The sequence below is a fragment of the Caldibacillus thermoamylovorans genome (genome assembly GCF_000751775.1).
Classification (GTDB): domain Bacteria; phylum Bacillota; class Bacilli; order Bacillales; family Caldibacillaceae; genus Caldifermentibacillus; species Caldifermentibacillus hisashii.
The window spans coordinates 14,794-37,643 of the sequence record NZ_CCRF01000101.1 but is presented as its reverse complement, the minus strand read 5'-3'; the positions used below and the strand labels follow the sequence as shown (position 1 = coordinate 37,643).

General features: G+C 39.9%; 24 protein-coding genes. 16 read left to right on the top strand and 8 right to left on the bottom strand.

Features of this window, described 5'->3' with window-relative positions:
• The 5 genes from rho to prmC form a co-directional block, all read left to right on the top strand.
• Nucleotides 1-723 (top strand): transcription termination factor Rho (gene rho, locus BT1A1_RS16330; RefSeq protein WP_034773225.1); only part of this gene is annotated, 723 nt, incomplete at its 5' end.
• Between the two features lie 203 nt (nt 724-926).
• Nucleotides 927-1,130, top strand: coding sequence for a 50S ribosomal protein L31 (gene rpmE, locus BT1A1_RS16325; protein WP_034773224.1), 204 nt, complete (start codon nt 927-929; stop codon nt 1,128-1,130).
• Nucleotides 1,131-1,476: 346 nt separating this feature from the next.
• Entirely contained in the window at nt 1,477-2,124 is a 648-nt protein-coding gene (locus BT1A1_RS16320; RefSeq protein ID WP_034773223.1) for a thymidine kinase, read from the top strand.
• Nucleotides 2,117-3,187 (top strand): peptide chain release factor 1, encoded by a 1,071-nt coding sequence (prfA, locus tag BT1A1_RS16315; RefSeq protein ID WP_034773229.1) that lies wholly within the window; start codon nt 2,117-2,119, stop codon nt 3,185-3,187. Before BT1A1_RS16320 ends, prfA begins: the two co-directional genes overlap by 8 nt.
• Entirely contained in the window at nt 3,174-4,043 is an 870-nt protein-coding gene (gene prmC / locus BT1A1_RS16310) for a peptide chain release factor N(5)-glutamine methyltransferase (protein WP_034773221.1), read from the top strand. Before prfA ends, prmC begins: the two co-directional genes overlap by 14 nt.
• 84 nt (nt 4,044-4,127) lie before the next feature.
• On the opposite strand, the gene spoIIR is transcribed toward prmC, so the two are convergent.
• The gene (gene spoIIR / locus BT1A1_RS16305) at nt 4,128-4,853 is read right to left on the bottom strand and encodes a stage II sporulation protein R (RefSeq protein ID WP_034773219.1); all 726 of its coding nucleotides are present in this window, start codon (nt 4,851-4,853) and stop codon (nt 4,128-4,130) included.
• 344 nt (nt 4,854-5,197) lie between these two features.
• Here spoIIR and BT1A1_RS16300 point away from each other — a divergent pair, with 344 nt between their 5' ends.
• The 8 genes from BT1A1_RS16300 to upp all read left to right on the top strand — a co-directional run bounded on the left by BT1A1_RS16300 (nt 5,198) and on the right by upp (nt 12,787).
• Nucleotides 5,198-6,256, top strand: a complete 1,059-nt coding sequence (locus BT1A1_RS16300; RefSeq protein ID WP_034773218.1) for an L-threonylcarbamoyladenylate synthase — start codon at nt 5,198-5,200, stop codon at nt 6,254-6,256.
• A gap of 197 nt (nt 6,257-6,453) precedes the next feature.
• Nucleotides 6,454-7,008, top strand: a complete 555-nt coding sequence (locus BT1A1_RS16295; RefSeq protein WP_034773217.1) for a manganese efflux pump MntP — start codon at nt 6,454-6,456, stop codon at nt 7,006-7,008.
• Nucleotides 7,009-7,096: 88 nt separating this feature from the next.
• A complete protein-coding gene (locus BT1A1_RS16290) occupies nt 7,097-7,528 on the top strand; it encodes a low molecular weight protein arginine phosphatase (RefSeq protein WP_034773215.1) in 432 nt (143 codons plus the stop codon).
• Nucleotides 7,529-7,571: 43 nt separating this feature from the next.
• Nucleotides 7,572-8,864: a methyl-accepting chemotaxis protein gene (locus tag BT1A1_RS16285; RefSeq protein WP_034773214.1), complete on the top strand. Its 1,293-nt coding sequence runs from the start codon at nt 7,572-7,574 to the stop codon at nt 8,862-8,864.
• A gap of 283 nt (nt 8,865-9,147) precedes the next feature.
• The gene (gene rpiB / locus BT1A1_RS16280) at nt 9,148-9,588 is read left to right on the top strand and encodes a ribose 5-phosphate isomerase B (RefSeq protein ID WP_034773212.1); all 441 of its coding nucleotides are present in this window, start codon (nt 9,148-9,150) and stop codon (nt 9,586-9,588) included.
• A gap of 92 nt (nt 9,589-9,680) precedes the next feature.
• The gene (locus BT1A1_RS16275) at nt 9,681-10,256 is read left to right on the top strand and encodes a TIGR01440 family protein (RefSeq protein WP_034773211.1); all 576 of its coding nucleotides are present in this window, start codon (nt 9,681-9,683) and stop codon (nt 10,254-10,256) included.
• A gap of 345 nt (nt 10,257-10,601) precedes the next feature.
• On the top strand, nt 10,602-11,861 hold the full coding sequence (gene glyA / locus BT1A1_RS16270; RefSeq protein ID WP_034773210.1) for a serine hydroxymethyltransferase: 1,260 nt from the start codon (nt 10,602-10,604) through the stop codon (nt 11,859-11,861).
• A gap of 296 nt (nt 11,862-12,157) precedes the next feature.
• On the top strand, nt 12,158-12,787 hold the full coding sequence (gene upp / locus BT1A1_RS16265) for a uracil phosphoribosyltransferase (RefSeq protein ID WP_034773209.1): 630 nt from the start codon (nt 12,158-12,160) through the stop codon (nt 12,785-12,787).
• Between the two features lie 103 nt (nt 12,788-12,890).
• Here upp and BT1A1_RS16260 read toward each other — a convergent pair whose 3' ends face one another.
• The 6 genes from BT1A1_RS16260 to BT1A1_RS16235 all read right to left on the bottom strand — a co-directional run bounded on the left by BT1A1_RS16260 (nt 12,891) and on the right by BT1A1_RS16235 (nt 19,098).
• The gene (locus tag BT1A1_RS16260) at nt 12,891-13,859 is read right to left on the bottom strand and encodes an ABC transporter ATP-binding protein (protein WP_034773208.1); all 969 of its coding nucleotides are present in this window, start codon (nt 13,857-13,859) and stop codon (nt 12,891-12,893) included.
• Nucleotides 13,837-14,832 carry an ABC transporter ATP-binding protein gene (locus tag BT1A1_RS16255; protein WP_034773207.1) on the bottom strand — a complete coding sequence of 332 codons (996 nt, stop codon included), beginning with the start codon at nt 14,830-14,832 and terminating at the stop codon, nt 13,837-13,839. Before BT1A1_RS16255 ends, BT1A1_RS16260 begins: the two co-directional genes overlap by 23 nt.
• 9 nt (nt 14,833-14,841) lie before the next feature.
• Nucleotides 14,842-16,389: a glutathione ABC transporter substrate-binding protein gene (locus BT1A1_RS16250; protein WP_034773206.1), complete on the bottom strand. Its 1,548-nt coding sequence runs from the start codon at nt 16,387-16,389 to the stop codon at nt 14,842-14,844.
• A 27-nt stretch (nt 16,390-16,416) separates the two neighbouring features.
• Complete coding sequence (locus tag BT1A1_RS16245; protein WP_034773204.1) at nt 16,417-17,313, bottom strand: ABC transporter permease; 897 nt, start codon at nt 17,311-17,313, stop codon at nt 16,417-16,419.
• A 16-nt stretch (nt 17,314-17,329) separates the two neighbouring features.
• Nucleotides 17,330-18,271: an ABC transporter permease gene (locus BT1A1_RS16240; protein ID WP_034773202.1), complete on the bottom strand. Its 942-nt coding sequence runs from the start codon at nt 18,269-18,271 to the stop codon at nt 17,330-17,332.
• Nucleotides 18,272-18,648: 377 nt separating this feature from the next.
• Nucleotides 18,649-19,098 (bottom strand): Lrp/AsnC family transcriptional regulator, encoded by a 450-nt coding sequence (locus BT1A1_RS16235; RefSeq protein WP_034773201.1) that lies wholly within the window; start codon nt 19,096-19,098, stop codon nt 18,649-18,651.
• A gap of 249 nt (nt 19,099-19,347) precedes the next feature.
• Here BT1A1_RS16235 and ggt point away from each other — a divergent pair, with 249 nt between their 5' ends.
• The 3 genes from ggt (at nt 19,348) to BT1A1_RS16220 (ending at nt 22,301) form a co-directional block, all read left to right on the top strand.
• Complete coding sequence (gene ggt / locus BT1A1_RS16230) at nt 19,348-20,961, top strand: gamma-glutamyltransferase (RefSeq protein ID WP_156103285.1); 1,614 nt, start codon at nt 19,348-19,350, stop codon at nt 20,959-20,961.
• 237 nt (nt 20,962-21,198) lie between these two features.
• Complete coding sequence (locus BT1A1_RS16225; protein ID WP_034773200.1) at nt 21,199-21,774, top strand: chromate transporter; 576 nt, start codon at nt 21,199-21,201, stop codon at nt 21,772-21,774.
• On the top strand, nt 21,771-22,301 hold the full coding sequence (locus tag BT1A1_RS16220; RefSeq protein WP_034773198.1) for a chromate transporter: 531 nt from the start codon (nt 21,771-21,773) through the stop codon (nt 22,299-22,301). Before BT1A1_RS16225 ends, BT1A1_RS16220 begins: the two co-directional genes overlap by 4 nt.
• A gap of 77 nt (nt 22,302-22,378) precedes the next feature.
• Here BT1A1_RS16220 and BT1A1_RS18905 read toward each other — a convergent pair whose 3' ends face one another.
• On the bottom strand, nt 22,379-22,828 hold the full coding sequence (locus BT1A1_RS18905) for a hypothetical protein (RefSeq protein ID WP_156103284.1): 450 nt from the start codon (nt 22,826-22,828) through the stop codon (nt 22,379-22,381).
• Nucleotides 22,829-22,850: the final 22 nt, after the last annotated feature.

The following is a 22,850-nucleotide window of genomic DNA, read 5'->3' as shown; positions in this document are numbered from 1 at the left end:
CAAATTGCCAATAGTATTACAAGAAACCATCCGGAAGCAGAGTTAATCGTTTTACTGATTGACGAACGGCCGGAAGAAGTAACCGATATTGAGCGCTCCGTAAAAGCAGAAGTCGTCAGTTCAACCTTTGATGAAGTTCCGGAAAATCATATTAAGGTTGCTGAGCTTGTGCTTGATCGGGCTATGCGTTTAGTTGAACATAAACGGGATGTTATCATTTTACTGGATAGTATCACAAGACTTGCCCGTGCCTATAACTTAGTAATTCCGCCAAGTGGACGGACACTTTCCGGGGGAATTGACCCGGCAGCATTCCATCGTCCAAAACGATTTTTCGGAGCTGCCCGGAATATTGAAGAGGGTGGCAGTTTGACTATTTTGGCAACGGCATTAATCGATACCGGTTCTCGTATGGATGATGTTATTTATGAAGAATTCAAAGGAACCGGTAATATGGAGCTACATCTGGACCGGGCACTTGCAGAAAGAAGAATCTTCCCGGCAATTGATATTCGGCGATCAGGCACACGGAAAGAAGAATTGTTATTACCGAAATCCCAACTGGAAATCTTATGGGCACTTCGCAAATCATTATCCGATACGCCTGATTTTGCTGAGAAATTTATAAGAAAATTGCAGCAATCGAAAACAAATGAGGAATTCATTACAACATTAACGGATGAATTAAAAAATAATGGAGTTTCGAAACGGGCATTATCATAGAAGATTTTCCTTGTTTTAAAAGGGCATTATCATAGTAGGTAGACTTTGAGCAAAAAGATCAAATGGTATTGTTTTACAGCAAACGATTATTGCTTTTTAGGAGGCAACTTGCTATAATAGTAATAGTGTTTTTTTAGCGATACCTTTATGGATGAGAAATAACTCTGTTTCAGAATGATTCAGGGCAAAAGGAGTGAAATAGGATGAAAGCAGGAATCCATCCAAATTACAAACGTGTAATGGTAAAATGTGCTTGCGGTAATGAATTTGAAAGTGGATCAGTTAAAGATGAAGTACGTGTAGAAATTTGTTCTGAATGTCACCCATTCTATACTGGTCGTCAAAAATTTGCTACTGCAGATGGTCGTGTTGAACGCTTCAACAAAAAATACGGTCTTAAACAATAGACGGTATGGTCCATTTGTGTGGCTATATGTTTCGGATATAAAACAGGCAAGAAGTTCTGATCACTTGCCTGTTTTTTTATACGTCCATTAGTGAAAATTCCATCAGCGGAGGGTTTCTTCATTCCCTCATGATGGTTAGTTGAACGAATCGGACGAATGCCGGCAGTTCAATCAGCACCTATTTTTTTGTAAATTAGAATCATAAGGTGGGAGTCTTACTACCCGTTAAAAGTGGGATAAAGCGAAAAAGGGGTTTCCATCAACGAATGTATCGATTATTATATAGATTGGGAACCAATAATAAGAAATAGACTCGTCAATTGTGATGGAAGGAGCAGCAATCAGCATGTATGTAATGAAGCAATCAGGATGGGTAGAGGTCATTTGTGGCAGCATGTTTTCCGGAAAATCCGAGGAATTAATCCGAAGAGTCCGTCGCTGTCAGTTTGCCAAACAAAAAGTAGAAGTTTTTAAACCGAAATTAGATGATCGCTACAGTAAAATAGAGGTCGTTTCCCATAACGGAGATGCCATTCATGCTCATCCGGTGAGTGATGCTGATGATATATTTGACTTTATAACAAAAGATACCGATGTGGTCGCCATTGATGAAGTACAATTTTTTGATGATCGGATTGTAGACATTGTCCAGGAATTAGCGAATGAGGGCTATCGGGTCATCGTAGCCGGACTGGATTTAGATTTTCGCGGGGAACCTTTTGGACCAATGCCGAAGTTGTTAAGTATCGCTGAACAAATAACTAAATTGCAGGCAGTTTGTACAATTTGCGGATCACCGGCCAGTCGTACACAACGATTAATTAACGGAAAGCCGGCATCTTATTACGATCCGGTCATTATGGTAGGAGCAACAGAAAGTTATGAGCCACGTTGTCGTCATCATCATGAAATCCCGGATCTCCCAAGAGAAAAATTAAGAGTGCGGCCGATAAAAATATATGGAAGGGGTGAAGTAACGGATGTCGATGTTTGATCGATTAGCTGCTGTGGAAGACCGTTATGAAAAATTAAATGAATTACTTAGTGATCCGGATGTAGTTAGTGATCCGAAGAAACTGCGGGAGTATTCAAAAGAACAGTCAGCTATTCAGGAAACCGTGCAAACCTATCGTGAATATAAACAAGTTAAAGAAGAACTCCAAGATGCAAAATTGTTGTTGGAAGATAAACTGGATGCGGAAATGCGTGAAATGGTCAAAGAAGAGGTTGCCAGCCTGGAGGAACGTGCTGAACAACTGGAGGAACAATTAAAAATTTTATTGATTCCAAAAGACCCGAATGATGATAAAAATGTCATTATGGAAATCCGTGGTGCAGCAGGTGGTGAGGAAGCGGCGTTATTTGCCGGAGATCTGTTCCGTATGTACAGTCGTTATGCTGAGAGTCAAGGTTGGAAAATTGATGTTATCGAAGCCAATTCCACCGGTTTAGGCGGATATAAAGAGATTATTTTTATGATCAATGGCCATGGTGCCTATTCGAAATTAAAATATGAAAATGGCGCTCATCGTGTCCAACGAGTGCCAACAACAGAATCAGGCGGCCGCATTCATACGTCGACGGCTACAGTCGCTGTTCTGCCGGAAATGGAAGATGTCGATGTGGAAATAAATGAAAAAGATATTCGCTTTGATACGTTTGCTTCAACGGGCGCCGGTGGGCAAAGTGTTAACACGACGATGTCCGCAGTCCGTTTAACGCACATACCAACCGGCATTGTTGTTACTTGTCAAGATGAGCGTTCACAAATTAAAAACCGCGAAAAAGCCATGAAGGTATTACGTGCCCGGATTTATGATAAATACCAACAAGAAGCGCAAGCCGAATATGATGCAAACCGGAAATCTGCAGTCGGAACCGGCGATCGTTCTGAGCGGATTCGTACCTATAATTTTCCGCAAAACCGTGTAACGGACCATCGAATTGGTTTGACTATCCAAAAACTCGATCAAATTTTGGAAGGCAAATTGGAAGAAATTATTGAAGCATTAATTTTAAATGAACAGGCGGAAAGATTAAAAAATGAAGCAAGCTGACGGAAAGTATATTTTTGAAGCTCTCAACTGGGCTTCTTCTTTTTTAGAGGAACATGGTCGGGAAAAAAATGTGTCGGAACTCGCTCTTCGCCATGTATTAAAGATGGGCCGTACCCGACTATTGCTGAATTTGCGGGAAAAGTTGAGCTTATCTGAGTGGTTCGCATTCCAAAAATTGATTTATCAACATGTTGACGGGACTCCGATTCAATATTTGCTTGGTTATGAGGAATTTTTTGGAAGGAAATTTGTCGTAAATCCGGATGTATTAATTCCCCGTCCCGAAACTGAAGAATTGGTCCTTGGCATGCTGGAAAGAGTGAAAAAATATTTTGGAACCTGTCAAGGATTGGACTGTATTGATATTGGAACGGGGAGCGGTGCCATTGCGATTACTTTAAAACTGGAAATGCCGGAATTGAATGTCATTGCCTCCGATGTATCAAAGGGAGCATTGGTTATAGCTGAGGAAAATGCGAAAAGGTTCGGTGCTGATATTCAGCTGGTTGAAGGGGATTTATTGGAACCGTTTATCGGGAAAAAGCGGTTTGACATCATTGTTTCAAATCCACCTTATATTCCGCTTAGTGATCGTGGAAGCTTATCAACAGTTGTCAAAGATCACGAGCCGCCTTCCGCTTTGTTTGGCGGACTGGATGGCCTGGATTTTTATCGAAAAATTATTCAGCAACTGCCACATGTAATCAAAGAAAAGGCATTAATCGGTTTTGAAATCGGTAGCGGCCAAGGACAAGCCATTAGGGAACTCGTCCGCGAACTATTCCCTCTTATAGATATTGAAATCGTGAATGATATCAATGGCAAAGAACGAATGGTGTATGGTTATATTGAATAAAGGTTTTTTATACTCTACAAACAAAAAGGTAAGCTCTTTGGAAACGACGGGCTTTCTACCATACGGTTTTCCAAAAGCTTACCCTTATTTAAATAAATCAAATATATTTTCAATGAATTCTACTAAAAAGAATTTTACTTCTACATCCTCTTCATTTTCTTCCACATATAGTTGTTCATTTGATTGATCGTCTGAATTTGATTTTGCCGTCACGTCATTTTTTTTCTCTTTATGTGTAGTCAGGTCTATTTTCGTGTCATCTGAAACATTTTTTCCTTTATCCTCAAATCCATCGCTCACCGCAGTCCCGCTTGAAAAATCCAAGAAACAAAGCGGTGGAAACAAGACACACCACCAATTGGCCCCGGTCCCTTCCCCAAGCGTTATTAACACTGCTTCATATTTCCCGGCTGGATAAAGAAAATTACCATATAGTTTTGTCGGAAAATCCACTTCCCCAAAACGAATTTGAACCTTCTGATTTACCCCGTTTTCTTCCAATACCTCTTTTGCCGTTGCCTCAAGAATATCTAAATTTGTAATGATTTTTTCTCTTGCCGCTTCCATGGAGGTTAAGTCGCTAACCCATTCGGTAATTTGGGCATTTACTCGATCCCGAACAATTCTTTTAATCTCTTGATCTTGTTCGGAATTACTATTTGCTAAAATTCGTAGTCGAATGGCTTCATTTGGGATAACCACTACATCTTCCTCTTGTGCAAAACTTTTTGGTAAATATAAACTAAACATACTGGCGATCGTAACCAATATGAAAAAGAATGCTATTGCATGTATCGATTTTTGCCTCATCGAATTCCTCTCCCTTCAGTAACCCATTGTTGACCAAATCTATCAATCTTATTCATTGCCATTTAAAAAAATTGCAAGGAGCGTTGTTTCTGTAATGATTGTTCGTTCCTTACTTTTATTTTTTGCACTTTTTTCCTATACTTATAAAAAGAAGTTCTAGATAAACAGTGCTCGCCTGTGGATAAAAGGATGGTTGAGGGCATATTTATCCACATTTTAAACATGTTTATCCACAGTTTTGTGGATAGTTTCATTGACTTTCACTAATTTTATGGGGTTTCATTCATGTTTTGTGGATGATAACAGTCGAACGATTATAATTTTCAACAAAGAAGGAGAAAAACATGTTAACAAAAATATGGACTGTGGATAAAACTGTGGAAAATTTATACACATATCCACAGATTATTGAAGCGGCAGAGGTATTACAAAAAAATGAAGTGGTGGCATTTCCGACAGAAACGGTGTATGGCTTAGGGGCAAATGCATTAAGCGATGAAGCTGTTAATAAAATTTATGAAGCAAAAGGCAGGCCAAGTGATAATCCACTAATTGTTCATATAAGTAAAATGGAAGATGTGGATAAATATGCGGAAGAAATACCGGAACAAGCTAAAAAATTGATGAACGCATTTTGGCCCGGTCCGCTAACAGTCATCTTAAAAGTAAAGCAAGGAATTTTATCAAACAAGGTAACGGCAGGACTTCCAACAGTAGGAATTCGCATGCCTAACCACCCTGTTGCCTTAGCGTTAATTGAAGCGAGCGGGTTACCGATTGCTGCTCCAAGTGCCAATCTTTCTGGTAAACCAAGCCCTACGAAATTCCAACATGTGTATAAGGATCTAAATGGAAAAATTTCCGGGATTGTGGACGGAGGTGAAACCGGGGTTGGTGTGGAATCAACGGTCATAGATTGTACAGAACCAATCCCGGTTATTTTGCGTCCGGGTGGTACAACAAGAGAGGAGATTGAAGGGATTATCGGTTCGGTTGGCATGGATCGGCAAGTGAAGGAAGAAGTGGAAAAACCGAAATCACCGGGGATGAAGTATACACATTATGCACCGGCTGCACCAATGTATTTGGTGGATGGCAGCCCTGCTTTTTTACAAGAAACGGTGGATTCTATGCGGAAAATCGGCAAACGTGTCGGCATATTAACGACGGATGAACGGGTAAATACATATCAAGCCGATATGGTCGTCAGTTGTGGACAAAGAGAGCAATTATCCACAGTGGCTCATCATTTATATGATGCATTACGCCAATTTGACCAAGAAAAGATCGATATGATTTACGGAGAAGTTTTTCCCCGTGAAGGAATTGGTGTTGCAATTATGAACCGCTTATTAAAAGCAGCCGGTCATCGAATAATTAAAGAACACACCTCAAACCGTTGATTAACTTTATAGATAGTATGAGCCTGTTTTTCGTCAAAACTGTCCATTAGCGCGGCTTTCCCTCCGTAGCAGTTCCCCGAAATATGAGCTGTTTTGTCCAAGAGAAAGTCGCGATGAAAAGCATGTCTATTCCCCCAAAAACCTGCATATGTTTATAAAAGCTAGTCCAAGAGTACGTTCTGGGTAGGGGGAATTACATGTCTACTGTTACAGGTGAAGTATTTACACTGTCGTTGATGGCTTTTGCGTTGGGGATGGATGCATTCTCAGTTAGCTTAGGTATGGGAATGGCCTCGATAAGGTTAAAACAAATTGTAAAAATTGGCCTGACTGTCGGGTTATTTCATATCTGGATGCCGTTGATTGGAATGCTGACCGGGAATTTTTTATCCGAACAATTTGGAGCACTTGCCACGTATGCCGGTGGGATATTATTGATCCTCATTGGTTTCCATATGTTTATGTCCGGTTTTAAAAATGATGAAAAAAGAAGTTTTAAACCGATTGGTATCGGCTTATTTTTATTTGCCATCAGTGTCAGTTTGGATAGTTTCTCTTTAGGATTAACGCTGGGAATTTTCGGTGCCAAGACTCTAACTGCAATAACGTTATTCGGCTTTTTTGCAACTATTTTAACATGGGCCGGACTATTGTTAGGCCGTAAAATGAAAGGAATTATTGGTCAATACAGTGAAGCTTTTGGCGGTTCCATTCTTTTATTCTTTGGTATTAAACTAATCTTTCCTTTTTAAATATGAAACTATTCTCTCACTTCAGCCTTCCTGCAAAAAACTTTTAATATGAACACCATTCTCGTATAATAAAATAGGGGGATTGGATATGAAAAAAATATTATTTATTTGTACCGGGAATACATGTAGAAGTCCAATGGCAGAGGCAATTGCAAGAAAGCTTGATAAAAACCTGGAAGTCAAATCAGCAGGACTTTTTGCTGTACAAGGATCTGACATTTCGCCGTTTGCAAAAGAAGTTTTACAAGAAAATGACATAGTCCACCAACACCAATCCACTCCATTTACAAAGGAAGTTGCCGATTGGGCGGATCTTATTTTGACGATGACGAAATCCCACAAAGATTATATCGTTGGTCAATATCCCGATTTACGACATAAAGTTTTTTCTTTAAAAGAATTTGTTAAGGCAGATGGAATGGATGTCAGTGATCCGTATGGCGGTTCTATTGATACATATCGACGTACATACCAGGAATTATATGACTTAATCACAAAGCTGGAGGATCAATTGCATTAGGTGTATAAAATAAATTATCAATGTCTTCAAAGGGGAGGAGCACATGAACAGAAAAAAATATAAATTTAGTCTCCGCAAAAAGCTAGTCTGGTTTACAACATTACTGGCATTGATTACTTACTCAACAAGTGCTTTTTTTATTTATATTCTTTACCCCTTATTCTTTGAAAATATCATTAATCAGTTTGTCTTCACAATTGGAACATTAGCTCTCGGAATTATTTGGTCAGGTATATTAGCTTTTTTGGCGGCATTTTTTATTGTTCGTCCGTTAAAAGATTTAGAGCAGGCTGCCATGCAAGCGGCAAGTGGAGATATTACAAAAGATGTAAAGGTTTCCAAATCAGATGATGAAATTCGGGCTGTCGGATTAGCGTTTAACTATATGCTTGAAAACTTGCGCAAAATGGTTAGGCAGATTGAGAATAATTTTTCTGAAACCAATGAAAAAGTGCTTTTAATTTCACGAGAATCAAGAAAAGCAACGGAACAAGCCGAAAATATTGCAAAGACCATTACAGAAATATCAAAGGGTGCTGAGAATTCCGCTGAGTCAATTCAAAACACGGCAGAGTCAATTGAAGATGTGATAAAAATCGCGATGGAAGTGCAGACAAAAGCGAAAAACTCTGAAAAAGAATCGAATGAAATGCTTGATGTTTTGCAAAAAAGCAGACAAGCTATTTCTTCACTCATCACCGGGATTGAAGACTTGGCTCTGGCTAATAAAGAGTCATTGGAATCGGTTCATCGCTTGGCTAAAAATGCGGAACAGGTGGAACAAATCATTCATCTTGTCGGGGATATTGCCAACCAGACGAATTTGTTGGCACTGAATGCCTCAATTGAAGCGGCACGTGCCGGTGAACATGGCCGAGGTTTTGCGGTTGTTGCAGAAGAAGTTCGGAATTTAGCAGATGAGAGTGCCAAAGCGGTTCATGGAATTTCCGAACTTTTAAATAATATTCAAAATGAAGTGAAACAAGTTCTAAACCAAATTTCCGGTCAGGTCGAATCCGTCGATCAAGAAGTAGCTAAAGGGGCCGGTACAAATCAAATGATGGAAGATATGACAGCAAAGATTTATCAAGTTGCCGAGGCCGTGAAAAATATTTCCGTATTAGTTGACCAACAAATGACCAGTATTCACAATACATCAATCCAATCTCAGGAAGTATCAGCCATTGCCGAAGAGACCTCAGCGGGTGCTGAGGAAGTGGCCGCTTCAACCCAGGAACAAACATCTGTAATTACTAATGTAGAAGAAATTGCAGTTGAATTAAAAGAACTGGCCAATAAATTGAAAGAAACGATAACACAATTTAAAATCGTATAAATGTTACAATGACGATGCGACCGAACAATACGAAAGGGAAACAAAAATCGTTTCCCTTTTTTTAATATGGTAGACAAAATTATGGCGTCACCAACTTATCTTTTTTAAATATTTTTTAAAAAAAGCATAAAATACCGGTGGAAATTTTAGGTTCAGGCGTCCTCCCTTTTTGTAGCCCTTGGTTTTCCAAGCCTGTAAGTATACCGGATTTTTTCAATTGTGATAAAATGAAGATATAGATTCATACTAGAAGGTACATACACGAATAGTAGAGGTGATAAGGATGAAGGTAGCCGTTGCAGCAGATCATGGCGGTGTCCATCTGAAAGGTGAAATCGTAAGTTTATTGGAAGAGCTTGGAATTGAATATGAAGATTTCGGTTGCGATTGTGAAACATCGGTTGATTATCCGGACTATGCCCTACCTGTTGCGGAAAAAGTGGCAAACGGGGAATTTGACCGGGCCATTCTCATTTGTGGAACAGGAATCGGTATGAGTATTGCAGCGAATAAAGTCAAAGGCATCCGCTGTGCGCTTTGTCATGATGTTTTTAGTGCAAAAGCAACCCGTGAACATAATGATACAAATATTTTGGCTATGGGTGAACGGGTTATCGGCCCGGGACTGGCCCGTGAGATTGCAAAAACATGGTTAACAACTGAATTTCTCGGAGGAAGACATCAAAGACGTATCGGAAAAATTGATGAATATGAAAATAAATAAGATGGGACCGGAATTACACATTTTTAAGTAAACCCATTGTTTTTAAAATGCTATTTTCTAGATAGTATGAAAAGTATGAGGTGAACGAAAGAGTGGAACGGATCGAACAATGGAGGGAAGAGGCTAAGCAAATTTTTTCAGAGTTTGCCGAGAAAATCGATGTAAAGAAAAATCAAATTCTTGTCGTAGGCTGTTCAACTTCTGAAATCATCGGGAAAACCATTGGCACGAAAGGATCAATCGATGTAGCAGAAATGATTTATCAGGAATGTAAGCGATTTGCCGATTCGACAGGGGTCAGCCTTGCCTTCCAATGTTGTGAGCACTTAAACCGAGCGTTGGTAGTCGAACGTTTGACAGCGGAACGTCATGGATTGGAGGAAGTTTCAGTCATCCCCGTTCCAAAAGCAGGTGGGTCAATGGCGGCCTATGCTTATCGGCAATGTTCCGATCCGGTCGTTGTTGAACAGATAAAAGCAGATTTTGGAATTGATATCGGGGACACTTTTATAGGGATGCACTTGAAACACGTCGCTGTTCCGGTACGAGTTTCGAGAAACCAAATTGGCAGTGCTCATGTCACCCTTGCAAAAACAAGACCAAAACTAATCGGAGGGGAAAGGGCCGTATATCAATTAGATCATGACGATTCCACTTGCCTAACATAAATAGTTTTTAAAATCAGGGTCCTGCTCATAACGGAATATTTTTTCCTAAAGAGCAGCGACCCTTTGCATATATTTTCCCAAAACACGAACATTCAGTGTAGAATTTCTGTAAAAAATAGATAGTTTCCGAATATCAAAAAACATGTTACAATAATAGAGCATTCAAATTTTTTCTAATTTCGTAATATGTACATATTTTTGGTTCACCGCCAAAAGCCTTTGCTCAAAGTATGAACGAAGTATTTTCCTTAAAACCCTTTTGGGTACGATTCATATTTTTGGCAAAAGGTGAAAAATGAAATCGCCAAACGGCAAATCGAAAACAACTGGAAGGGGATAAAGAAAATGAGTCATATTGCTAAGCAAGACCCGGCTGTTTTTCAAGCAATTCAGGATGAGTTAAAAAGACAACAAATCAAAATTGAGTTAATTGCTTCTGAAAACTTTGTTTCTGAAGCGGTTATGGAAGCCCAAGGATCTGTTTTAACGAACAAATATGCGGAAGGGTATCCGGGGAAACGGTATTATGGTGGCTGTGAATATGTTGATGTTGTGGAAGACTTAGCGAGGGATCGGGCGAAACAAATTTTTGGAGCGGAACATGCCAACGTTCAACCACATTCCGGAGCACAAGCAAACATGGCTGTCTATTTTTCTGTTTTACAGCCGGGTGATACGGTTCTTGGTATGAATCTATCCCACGGAGGCCATCTCACTCACGGTAGCCGGGTAAATTTTAGCGGGAAACAATATCATTTTGTCGATTATGGTGTCGATGAAAAAACGGAAACAATTGATTATAACGATGTATTAGAAAAAGCCCGGACCCATAAACCGAAATTAATTGTCGCCGGTGCCAGTGCTTACCCGCGGGTCATCGATTTTAACAAGTTCCGCGAAATTGCGGATGAAGTTGGTGCCTATTTCATGGTGGATATGGCTCACATCGCCGGCCTTGTTGCTGTCGGACTTCACCCTAATCCGGTTCCTTATGCGGATTTTGTCACGACGACCACACATAAAACTTTGCGCGGACCACGGGGCGGAATGATTCTTTGCAAAGAAAAATATGCAAAACAAATCGATAAGGCAATTTTCCCGGGGATACAAGGCGGTCCGTTGATGCATGTAATTGCGGCTAAAGCGGTAGCCCTTGGTGAAGCATTGCAACCGGAGTTTAAAACATACATCGAAAACGTAGTCACAAATGCAAAACAACTCGGTGAAACATTGGTGGAAGAAGGGTTAAGACTTGTTTCCGGCGGTACGGATAATCATCTTTTACTCGTCGACTTGCGGTCACTCGGATTAACCGGAAATGTTGCGGAAAAAGTATTGGATGAAATTGGGATCACATGCAACAAAAATACGATTCCTTATGATCCGGAAAGCCCGAATGTAACAAGTGGTATTCGCCTCGGTTCGGCAGCAGTTACTTCACGCGGTTTTACGAAAGAAGATATGGTCGAAGTGGCCAAAATCATTGCAACAACCTTAAAAAATTATCAAGATCAAGCTGTTTTGGAAACTTCCCGGGGACGTGTTCAGGCGTTAACAGAAAAACGTCCATTGTATGTTAATGTTGTTCAGGAAAACGAATCCTAAAAAATTAATAAATCACTTCTTATATTCAGCCTCCGAATAGGGGGCTTTCATTTTGGCAATTTATCGTAGAAAAGTTAAATTGAGTTAATATGAGTAAAATAATTTTCCAAGATTAGTGAAAGATTTTATTAGGAAAAATAATTATACACATACATATAATTGTGCTAATCTGAACAAGACAAATGCTTAACTAATATGATAAGATAAAGAAGGAATTGTAGAACTTTGTATTTTTTTGTAAAATAAAGCGAGTCCGTATGCAGGAAAATTTAAAATCTAAAAAGGGGCTGTTTTCTATGGGAAAAGTTTACGTTTTTGACCATCCTTTAATCCAACATAAGCTTACATACATACGAAAAAAAGAAACCGGGACCAAAGAATTTCGTGAATTGGTTGACGAAATTGCGACATTAATGGCTTTTGAAGCAACAAGAGACTTGCCCTTGGATGAAATCGAGATTGAAACGCCGGTTGCAAAAACAAAAGCAAAAGTACTATCAGGAAAAAAATTAGGGATTGTTCCGATTTTACGTGCAGGAATGGGTATGGTTGACGGGATATTAAAATTAATTCCTGCCGCAAAAGTCGGACATGTCGGTTTATACCGCGATCCGGAAACATTAAAACCGGTGGAATACTATGTGAAATTTCCTTCAGACATTGAAGATCGGGACTTCATTGTTGTGGATCCGATGCTGGCTACAGGCGGATCAGCTGTCGAAGCGATTAACAGTTTGAAAAAACGCGGGGCGAAACATATTATTTTTATGTGTCTCATTGCCGCACCGGAAGGATTGAAAGCATTGGAAGAAGCCCATCCGGATGTCGATATTTACATCGCTGCCCTTGATGAAAGACTGAATGAAAAAGGGTACATTATCCCGGGCTTGGGAGATGCCGGAGACCGGTTGTTCGGGACGAAATAAACTGTTGTAAAGTCATCTAGGAGCCTTAAAATCAAGTTGTGTTTAAAAAACCCAGAAATGATGAATTTTCCACATTCCTGGGTTTTCTTATTTTATCAATCAGTCATACTTCATGACAGGCGACAAAATGTCCTTCTTCAACTTCTCGCCATTCCGGACGAGTTACTTTGCACTGTTCAGTGGCTAATGGGCAACGAGTGTGAAATGGGCAACCGGTTGGATAATTGGATGCACTTGGAATTTCACCTTCAAGCTTGATTCTTTCCTTGTTTTTCCCCGGGATTGGTCGAGGGATTGAGGAAAGTAAAGCTTTTGTGTAGGGATGCAACGGATTTCGATAGATTTGATCCGATGTACCTAGTTCGGCAGTTGTACCTAAGTACATGACCAATACACGGTCGCTAATATGACGGACGACACTTAAATCATGAGAAATAAACATGTATGTCAAATGATGTTTTTCTTGCAGTTCCAGTAAAAGTTTAATAATTTGTGCTTGAACGGATACATCCAAGGCAGAAACCGCTTCGTCACAAATAACTAAGGATGGATTGAGTGCAATCGCTCTAGCAATCCCGATTCTTTGTCGCTGACCGCCACTAAACTCGTGTGGAAAACGATCGTAATGCTCCTTTTTCAATCCGACCTCTACTAAAAGTTCTTTAACCCTTTGGACTCGTTCGTTTTTTGATAAATTTGTATGGATAATAAATACCTCTTCTAAAGCGTCACCGATTCTTTGTCGAGGATCCAGTGATGCAAAAGGATCTTGGAAGATCATTTGCATATGTTTTTTATATTTTTTAAGTTGGCTGTCGGATAAATTACCGATTTCTTCGTCACGAAAGCGGATATTGCCGCCTGTTTTTCTTTCCAATCCAAGAACGGTACGACCAAGTGTTGACTTGCCGCAACCGGATTCTCCAACGACACCGAGTGTTTCTCCCTCATATATGGTGATATCTATATCATTAACAGCTTTGACATAGGCTTTTGTACGCTTTAAAATGCCTTTTTTGATTGGATAAAATGTTTTTAACCCCTTTATCTCAAGAAGTGGCAGCTGATTCAATGTGCATTTTCGCCTCCTGAAGCCAACATTTTACTTCTTGGTTTTCAGATATTTTAAATGTCGGCGGATTTTTTTGTCGGCAAATATCCGTTGCAAATGGGCAACGCGGATGGAAGCGACATCCTTCTATTTTTTCATCTAAATTCGGCATCGATCCCGGGATCACGTTCAATTCATGGGCATCCGCTTCAACATCAGGAACTGCAGCCAGTAGTCCTTGTGTGTATGGATGTTTCGGATTCGCAAATATTGTTTGGGCATCACTCATCTCGACAACTTCACCAGCATACATAACCATTACCCGATCGGCTATTTCAGCAACAACCCCCATATCATGGGTTACAAATATAACGCCCATGCCCATTTGTTCTTTTAATTCTTCAATCAAGTCCAATATTTGCGCTTGAATGGTAACATCGAGGGCAGTTGTTGGTTCATCAGCAATTAATAATAATGGTTCACAAGCGAGAGCCATGGCAATCATAACCCTTTGTCTCATCCCGCCACTAAGCTGGTGAGGATATTGATTAATTTTTTCTTCGGGGTTTGGAATCCCGACCTTTCTTAATAGCTCAATACTTGCTTGTTTTGCTTCCTTTTTCGATATTTTTTTATGGATTAAAAGCGGTTCTTGAAGCTGGTAGCCAATTGTGAAAACCGGGTTTAATGCCGTCATAGGTTCTTGGAAAATCATTGATATTTTATTCCCACGATAGGATTGCAATTGTTCATCGGTCAACCCGACCAACTTATCATTTTCGAGCTTTATTGAACCTTCCACAATATTTCCGTTCTGCGGGAGAAGTCCCATGATGGATAAAGAAGTGATACTTTTCCCACAACCGGATTCTCCAACAATACATAATGTTTCTCCTTTATCAACATGGAAGGAGATGGACCGAACAGCGGTTAACGGTCCTTTCGCTGTCCGGAATTCTACTTTCATGTTTTCAACTTGAAGTAAGTGATTCATTCCCTCCCCCTACTTTCTACTAACATTATATAAATACCATAAACCTGTAGGATCAACAGTTAAACCGGAAATAGATTTATCATAAGCGACAGATACCATTCCGTGATCCATTACTATCATTGGGGCATCTTTAATTACCATTAAATTGGCTTCGTTCAACTTTTGTTTACGAACTTCTTGATCTACCGTACTCCGGGATTCATCAACAAGTTTGTCAAATTCAGGATTGTTATAACGGACATTGTTTGATGAACCAATATTATTGGAATGCAAGTTTGGATATAGCAGTTCGCTACCATCACCGGTACTGTTTGCCCATCCTAAGAAGGTCATTTCAAAATTCCCTGTTCTTGCAGCATCCAAGAATGAACCCCATTCCATTGATTCAATCTTAACTTTTAAACCAATTTCGGATAATTGGGATTGAACAATTTCAGCCATTTTCATATAATTCCCTGTGTTTCCGACTAAGATGGTAATCGGGGTACTACTATAACCATGTTCTTTCACAATTTGTTTTGCTTTTTCAGGGTTATACGGGTAGCCAGCCTCTTTTGCCTTTTCATTATAACCAAATACTTTTGGGCCAATAATGCTTTCGTTATACTCTCCTAAACCATTGAGTTGCTTGACATAAGCTTCTTGATCAACACCATAGGCAACTGCTTGTCTAAATGGCAATTCATTGAATGGTGCTTTATCCATATTGAAGCCTAAATAGGAAACACGAGTACCTTCAGAAATTTTTAAGTTAACATTTTTTAATGATTTAACCCTAGATAAAAGATCGGATTGGATTGCGTCGATAAATTGAACTTCACCAGTTTGCAACATTGAGATTGCTGTTGAAGCTTCCGGAACAACCTTAAATGTTACTTTTTTAAGTTTTGCTGGTTTTTTCCAATAGTCATCATTACGAGTTAAAGTGACATGATCACCCGGTACCCATTCAACAAATTTGAATGGACCTGTACCGACTGGGTTTTTATTAATATCGCCTTTTTTATCAGCAGTTGGACTTACAATCGATGCGTTTGAATGAGCTAGTGCCGCTAACATCGGTCCATATGGTTCTTTCGTTTTAATAACAACTGTATGTTCATCTTGCACGTCAATTGAATCAATTGGTGCTAGTAAGGAAGCTCTTGGTGCTGCACGGTTCGGATCTTTAATTTGTTCAAATGTATATTTTACAGCTTCGGCATTGAAATCTGTCCCATCATGGAATTTAATTCCTTTTTTCAGCTTAATCACCCATGTATTCGGATCCGGATTTTCATAGGATTCAGCAAGGAGCGGCTCCGGTTCCATAGTTTTCGGGTTTAAGGTAAACAGTGTTTCATAAACTTGCGCAATGACATTTGTAGAAGGTTGATCATTTGTATCAATCGGGGATAACCCGGCTGCATCAGCGGTTGATGCATATGTGATTTCTTGTGCTGCTGCCCCGCCACTTGAAGACCCACTTGCTTTGTTGCTACCGTTACCGGAACAACCTGCGAGAACCAAGGACAAGGTAAAAAGGATTGCCAATGATTTTATTAAATTTTTCTTCATGACTATTTCTCCTTTAAGTAATTATGATTATGAATCAAATTTTATATTTGGGTCTAATGCGTCACGCAACCCGTCACCAACAACATTGAATGCGAAAACGGTCAACATGATTGCAATACCTGGTAAAATGGCCATATGTGGTGCTTCCCACATAAAATCTTGTCCTGCAGCTATCATGGCACCCCACTCAGGTGAAGGCGGTTGAGCACCTAACCCGAGGTAGCTAAGAGATGCACAAGAGAGAATTGCTGTAGCCATTCTTGTTGTGGCAAAAATAATAATTGGCGCTGTACAGTTTGGCAATATGTGTTTAAAAATGATCCGTGTATGACTTGCTCCGATTGATTTCATGGCCAAAATATATTCTTGGTTTTTGACCGATAAAACACTGCCTCGGACAATTCGTGCACAACCCGGAATAGACCAGATACTGATGGCGATGATGACATTTACTAAGCTTGTCCCCAACATTGCAATAATGAGCATAGCCAACAATGTACCGGGGAAGGCAAATAAAAGATCAACGATACGCATTATGACGGCATCTAATTTTTTAAAGTATCCACTAATCAGACCGAGAAGGACTCCGCCAGCTAATCCAAGTACGACGGAAGTAAGACCGACAATCAAGGAAATCCGTGCACCGTATACAAGTCGTGACCACATATCTCTACCGTAGTTATCTGTTCCAAGGAAGTGACCTGCTGTACCGATGCTTAGTTTGGCGCTTGCCAAGTCCTGTTTGTAAGGATCATGAGCCACGAGAACCGGAGCAAATATTGCTAAAATCACCTGAATAAGAATAATAGAAATCCCAATAAGAGCCAGTTTATTTTTACACATCCGTTTCCATGTATCTAACAAAAAATGGCCTTTTTTCCCTCTATTAACATCCTTTTTTTCTAATGCTATTCCATTTTCCAAAAATCTCACCCCCTTATTAGTCGTAGCTGATTCTTGGATCAACAGCTGCATATAAAAGGTCAACAATCAAATTAATGAAAACAAAGATTCCAGCAACAAGGAGGACAGTTCCTTGTACCATTGGAAAATCTCTAGAAGCAATACCTTCAATCATTAGTCTACCAATTCCATTGATGGCAAAAACTTGCTCGGTAATGATCGTTCCTCCCAACAAGCCGCCGAAGTTAATTCCGGCAACGGTTAAAACAGGAATCAATGCATTACGCAACGAATGAACCCAAACAACCTTTCTCTGCTTGACCCCTTTGGCACGCGCAGTTCGTATGTAATCAGCTTGGGCTACCTCCAACATAGATGAGCGTGTCATCCGGGCAATAATAGCTGCTGTTGATGTCCCTAAGGTAATGGCCGGTAAAATTAGCTCTTTAAAACCTTCTGTTGTATAGAATGGAGAATTTAATCCACCAATCGGCAACCATTGTAAATTTACGGAAAATAATAGAATCAACATTGTCCCTAACCAAAAATTTGGAATTGAGACACCGACCAACGAAAAAGTTGTGCTGGCAAAGTCAAGCATGGAATTGGGCTTCCTTGCCGAAATGATTCCGGCTGTTATTCCAATTACGATAGCAACAATCATGCTTGCTACGGCTAATTTAATTGTAATCGGAAATCTGGTCGTAATTGCTTCTGTAACGGATTGCCCTGTCCGGTAAGAATAGCCGAGGTCACCATGAATAAGGCCATTCATATAATCAATGTATTGGACTAACACAGGTTTGTTCAATCCCAAATCTGCTCTAATCGCTTCAATATCAGATTTAGTTGCTGTTGGTCCGCCGATGATTGTTGCCGGATCGCCCGGGGCAAGATGCATACTCATGAAAACTATAAAAGAAATACCAATGAGTAATAGAACCATCTGAGCAAATCTTCTGATAATAAACTGTACCATCTTCCACCCCTCCTTAAAAATTAGGTTAATATAACATTTGAAAAATTTTAAATTAGTTTCTATAATAGTTTACAAATTAAAGGTTGTCAACAGTTTGAATTAACAAAAATAAAGAAAATACATAATAGCGCATACATTTATGATTAAAAATGAACTTTTTACCATCATTTTGTGGATGAATAAATATATTGGAAGCTATGGAATATCACGGTAGAACGATGGAGATATCATTTATTAGTTTTGACAGAATAACAAAAAACTGTCCGAGTGGTTTTCTTATTTGGTAAGATTCAATGAATCAATGTGTGTAAATTCACTAAATCTTACCAAAGTTCCACTGGACAGTTTTAAATAAAGCGGGTTTATTTCGAATTCGATTATAGTTTGAAACCACTTCTGCTTTTAAATCTCCTGAGAATCACAGAACTTTCCACTCGAGTAATCCCCTCAACAGAATAAAGCTCAGTGTTGATGAATGATTCTAGCATTTTAAAATCCTCAACTAAAACATGCATATGAAGTGTACTTGGACCGGTCATTTGGTAAATACTGGCAACATTTGGGTTTGCTGCCAAATTCTCAGCTACTTTAATCAGTTGCATCGGTTCCACATCCACCTCAAAGAATGCGGATACTTGTTTCCCTGCATTTTCTGAATTAATAACAACGGTAAATTTTTCAATAATCCCCCGTTCTTTTAAACTTTCAATTCGATCTTTAACGGCCACCCGGGAAAGGCCGACTTTTTTTGCCAATTCAACATAGGAAATTCGTCCATCTTTCGTTAGTTCATTCAATAGCTTCTTATCGACATCATCTAACTTCATTGCGACATCTCCTTTCAAACTGCCTTTTTCATATAATAGCAGAAATTTTTTAATGTAAGAATGTGTTGAACAACCCATATGAAATATATTATCAAATAAAAATAACAAAATGTAAGTCATTATTTAAATTAACTTTTAAAATGGAAACTATAATATAATAAATTTTTATTTTTGTCTGATTTATTATTGACAAAATGTTAATTTGTTTGTATCATTCAATATAATTCAGAAAATAAGGGGGAGAGGTTCGTGATTTCATTTAACCATCTGTCCAATCCGTATTCAATTCCTAGGAACGCTATCTATGCAAGAAAGGGGATAGTTGCTACTTCTCAGCCCCTCGCTGCACAAGCCGGATTGGAGATTTTAAAAAAAGGCGGGAATGCCATTGATGCGGCAATTGCCACGGCAGCCTGTTTGACTGTTGTTGAACCGACATCGAATGGTATTGGTGGTGATGCATTTGCCTTAGTTTGGACAAACGGAAAGTTATATGGTTTGAATGGGAGTGGGCCGGCGCCAAAATCGATTTCCATCGATGCTGTGAAAGAACGGGGATTTAATGAGATTCCAACCCATGGCTGGATTCCGGTGACGGTTCCAGGGGCTCCCGGTACTTGGGCAGAGCTGTCGAGGCGGTTTGGCAAATTACCGTTATCGGAAGTATTAAAACCTGCAATCGAGTATGCAAGTGAAGGATATCCAATCTCCCCAACTTTAGGAAGATTTTGGGAACGGGCTTTTTCTATTTATAAAAATAAATTAACAGAGGATTACTTTAAGCATTGGTTTGAAACCTTTGCACCAAAAGGGCGGGCACCACGGGTCGGCGAAATTTGGGCATCACCCGACCATGCAAAAACACTGCAATTAATTGCAGAAACGAATGCCGAGTCGTTTTACAGAGGTGAGCAGGCGGAAAAAATTGCCGCATTCTCTAAGGAAACAGGTGGATTTTTAACAGATGAAGATTTAGCCAATTATCGACCGGAATGGGTGGAGCCAATTAATGTTAACTATCGTGGCTACGATGTATGGGAAATTCCGCCGAATGGGCAAGGTATCGTTGCACTTTTAGCATTAAATATTTTAAAAGGTTTTGAGTTTCATGAAAAAGAATCCGTAGATCTGTATCATAAACAAATTGAAGCTATGAAACTTGCATTTAGCGACGGGCAGAAATTTGTAACAGAGAAAAATAAAATGCCTGTGACACCGGAACAACTATTAAGTGAAGCATATGCCGAGACAAGGAGAAAACGGATTGGTGAGGAAGCACTGTTCCCTGAAGCGGGTGATCCCTTCGGCAGTGGCACGGTTTATTTAGCAGCGGCTGACAAAGACGGAAATATGGTTTCCTTCATTCAAAGTAATTACATGGGATTCGGTTCCGGTTTAGTTGTACCGGGGACAGGAATTTCTTTACAAAATCGGGGACATAATTTCTCCTTTGATCCGAGTCATGCGAATGCGTTAGAAGGCGGGAAACGTACATATCATACAATTATCCCGGGATTTTTAACAAAGGGTAATGAAGCGGTCGGTCCGTTTGGTGTGATGGGCGGATTCATGCAACCACAAGGACATGTCCAAGTCATCATGAATACGATTGATTTCGGGTTAAATCCGCAAGCTGCCCTTGATGCACCAAGATGGCAATGGATGAAAGGTAAAGTTGTTGAATTTGAAAATCGTTTTCCGCACCATATTATCCAAGAGTTGGAAAGAAGAGGACATCAAGTTAATATTCAATCTGAGTCGAACAACTTTGGCAGAGGGCAAATCATTTGGCGAGATGAAAAATCAGGTTGTCTTATTGCCGGAAGTGAGTCAAGAACGGATGGAACGGCAGCTGCATGGTGATTGAAATTTAACATAAACTAGTTGGGTAGAGGATCAATGTTGATGTAGCCTCATGCTATCTTGCGTGATTGAAAATTAACATAAACTAGTTTTGGTAGAGGATTAATGTTGATATAGCCTCATACTATCTTGCATGATTGAAATTCAAAAAATTTGCTTTGGGCAGAGGACCGATATGTTATTTTAAGTACAAGGCAAAACAAAGTATCTTACATTGAACAGATAAAGGTGTGTAACATGAAAAAACAGCGAGACATTTTTATTGCTTTTTTTCGCTCGGGAATTTTGGGATATGGTGGGGGACCGTCGTCCATTCCACTCGTGTACAAGGAAGTTGTGGAGCGATTTGATTGGATGAATGCGGAAGAGTTTGGGGATATTCTTGCCCTTGCCAATACTTTGCCGGGACCCATTAATACGAAGATGGCCGGTTATATCGGCTACCGGGTGGGCGGATACGTTGGAATGGTCAATGCGATTTTGGCGAGTATATTACCGACGATTGTTGCGATGATTCTATTATTTGCTTCCATTAATAAAATAAAACAATTTAATTGGGTGAACGGGATGATTGCAGCGATTATTCCGGTTGTCGGTGTCATGATGGGGACGTTAACCTGGCAGTTTTTAAAAAATACAAAGAAGGATTTTGGTACCGGAAAAACAATTGTCCTAAGTGTTCTCATTTTGATCGTTCTGCAATTCTTCCATATTCATCCGGCCATTGTGATTGCCGTATTTCTTATCGCTGCATTCGTCCAAAGGGATAAGGAGGAACAGGTCGTCAAAAAGAAAGAGAGGACGGGCGCATGATCTATTGGAATATTTTTCTGGCGTTTTTTATCCCCGGAATTCTGGGCTATGGTGGCGGACCGGCCTCAATCCCCTTAGTTGAAAATGAAGTGGTTGATCGCTATGGCTGGTATACCGTCCAGGAGTTCAGTCAAATTTTGGCATTGGGAAATTCTTTACCGGGGCCGATTGCGACAAAAATGGCCGGTTATATTGGCTATGATGTTGGCGGTGTGTTAGGTGCCATTATCGCTGTTTTTGCTACGGTTGCCCCATCGTTAATTTTAATGATAATTTTATTGAAGATTTTGTTAAAGTATAAAAATTCTCCAAAAGTAAAACGATTGACGAGCTATGTTCGCCCGATTATTGCGATTTTACTTGGTGTGATGGCATGGGACTTTTTTGTTGAATCATATGAAGGAATTGGTATTTGGCAAACAGTCGGGATTGGAGTGATAAGTTTTTTTATGATTGAACGTTGGAGAATTCACCCGGCTATTGTGATTGTTGCCGCTTTTGTTTATGGTGGGTTAGTTTTGGGGTGATGGTCAAAAAATGAAGTTTCTCGGCTCAAAGTGGTGACGAGAACGGGTCTCGCCGCCAAAAAAAGGAGTTTTTCACCTCAAAATGACGACGAGAATGGATCTCGTCGCCAAAAAAAGGAGTTTTTCGCCTCAAAATGCCGACGAGAACGGGTGTCGTCGCCAAAAAGTGGAGTTTCCCACGCAAAAAAGTCGACGAGAACGGGTCTCGTCGTCAAAAAAGTGATTTTTCCGCCCCAAAATGCCGACGAGAACAGATCTCGTCGCCAAAAAAGTGATTTTTCAGCACAAAAATGACGACGAAAAGGGGTCTCGTCGCCAAAAAGTGGAGTTTCCCACGCAAAAAAGTCGACGAGAACGGGTGTCGTCGCCAAAAAGTGGAGTTTCCCACGCAAAAAAGTCGACGAGAAGGGGTCTCGTCGCCAAAAAATAGAGTTTTTCGCCCCAAAATGATGACGAGAATGGATCTCGTCGTCAAAAAAGTGATTTTTCCGCCTCAAAATGACGACGAGAAAGGGTGTCGTCGCCAAAAAAGGGAGTTTTTCGCCTCAA

What these genes read in the sequence shown, in the direction of transcription:
- prmC (WP_034773221.1), top strand. Translation starts at nt 3,174, where the DNA reads ATGAAGCAAGCTGACGGAAAGTATATTTTTGAAGCTCTCAACTGGGCT.
- rpiB (WP_034773212.1), top strand. Translation starts at nt 9,148, where the DNA reads ATGAAGGTAGCCGTTGCAGCAGATCATGGCGGTGTCCATCTGAAAGGT.
- BT1A1_RS16235 (WP_034773201.1), bottom strand. Translation starts at nt 19,098, where the DNA reads ATGAAGTTAGATGATGTCGATAAGAAGCTATTGAATGAACTAACGAAA.
- BT1A1_RS16240 (WP_034773202.1), bottom strand. Translation starts at nt 18,271, where the DNA reads ATGGTACAGTTTATTATCAGAAGATTTGCTCAGATGGTTCTATTACTC.
- BT1A1_RS16285 (WP_034773214.1), top strand. Translation starts at nt 7,572, where the DNA reads ATGAACAGAAAAAAATATAAATTTAGTCTCCGCAAAAAGCTAGTCTGG.
- BT1A1_RS16225 (WP_034773200.1), top strand. Translation starts at nt 21,199, where the DNA reads ATGAAAAAACAGCGAGACATTTTTATTGCTTTTTTTCGCTCGGGAATT.
- prfA (WP_034773229.1), top strand. Translation starts at nt 2,117, where the DNA reads ATGTTTGATCGATTAGCTGCTGTGGAAGACCGTTATGAAAAATTAAAT.
- BT1A1_RS16255 (WP_034773207.1), bottom strand. Translation starts at nt 14,832, where the DNA reads ATGAATCACTTACTTCAAGTTGAAAACATGAAAGTAGAATTCCGGACA.
- BT1A1_RS16290 (WP_034773215.1), top strand. Translation starts at nt 7,097, where the DNA reads ATGAAAAAAATATTATTTATTTGTACCGGGAATACATGTAGAAGTCCA.
- BT1A1_RS16300 (WP_034773218.1), top strand. Translation starts at nt 5,198, where the DNA reads ATGTTAACAAAAATATGGACTGTGGATAAAACTGTGGAAAATTTATAC.
- BT1A1_RS16220 (WP_034773198.1), top strand. Translation starts at nt 21,771, where the DNA reads ATGATCTATTGGAATATTTTTCTGGCGTTTTTTATCCCCGGAATTCTG.
- upp (WP_034773209.1), top strand. Translation starts at nt 12,158, where the DNA reads ATGGGAAAAGTTTACGTTTTTGACCATCCTTTAATCCAACATAAGCTT.
- BT1A1_RS16250 (WP_034773206.1), bottom strand. Translation starts at nt 16,389, where the DNA reads ATGAAGAAAAATTTAATAAAATCATTGGCAATCCTTTTTACCTTGTCC.
- spoIIR (WP_034773219.1), bottom strand. Translation starts at nt 4,853, where the DNA reads ATGAGGCAAAAATCGATACATGCAATAGCATTCTTTTTCATATTGGTT.
- glyA (WP_034773210.1), top strand. Translation starts at nt 10,602, where the DNA reads ATGAGTCATATTGCTAAGCAAGACCCGGCTGTTTTTCAAGCAATTCAG.
- BT1A1_RS16320 (WP_034773223.1), top strand. Translation starts at nt 1,477, where the DNA reads ATGTATGTAATGAAGCAATCAGGATGGGTAGAGGTCATTTGTGGCAGC.
- BT1A1_RS16295 (WP_034773217.1), top strand. Translation starts at nt 6,454, where the DNA reads ATGTCTACTGTTACAGGTGAAGTATTTACACTGTCGTTGATGGCTTTT.
- rpmE (WP_034773224.1), top strand. Translation starts at nt 927, where the DNA reads ATGAAAGCAGGAATCCATCCAAATTACAAACGTGTAATGGTAAAATGT.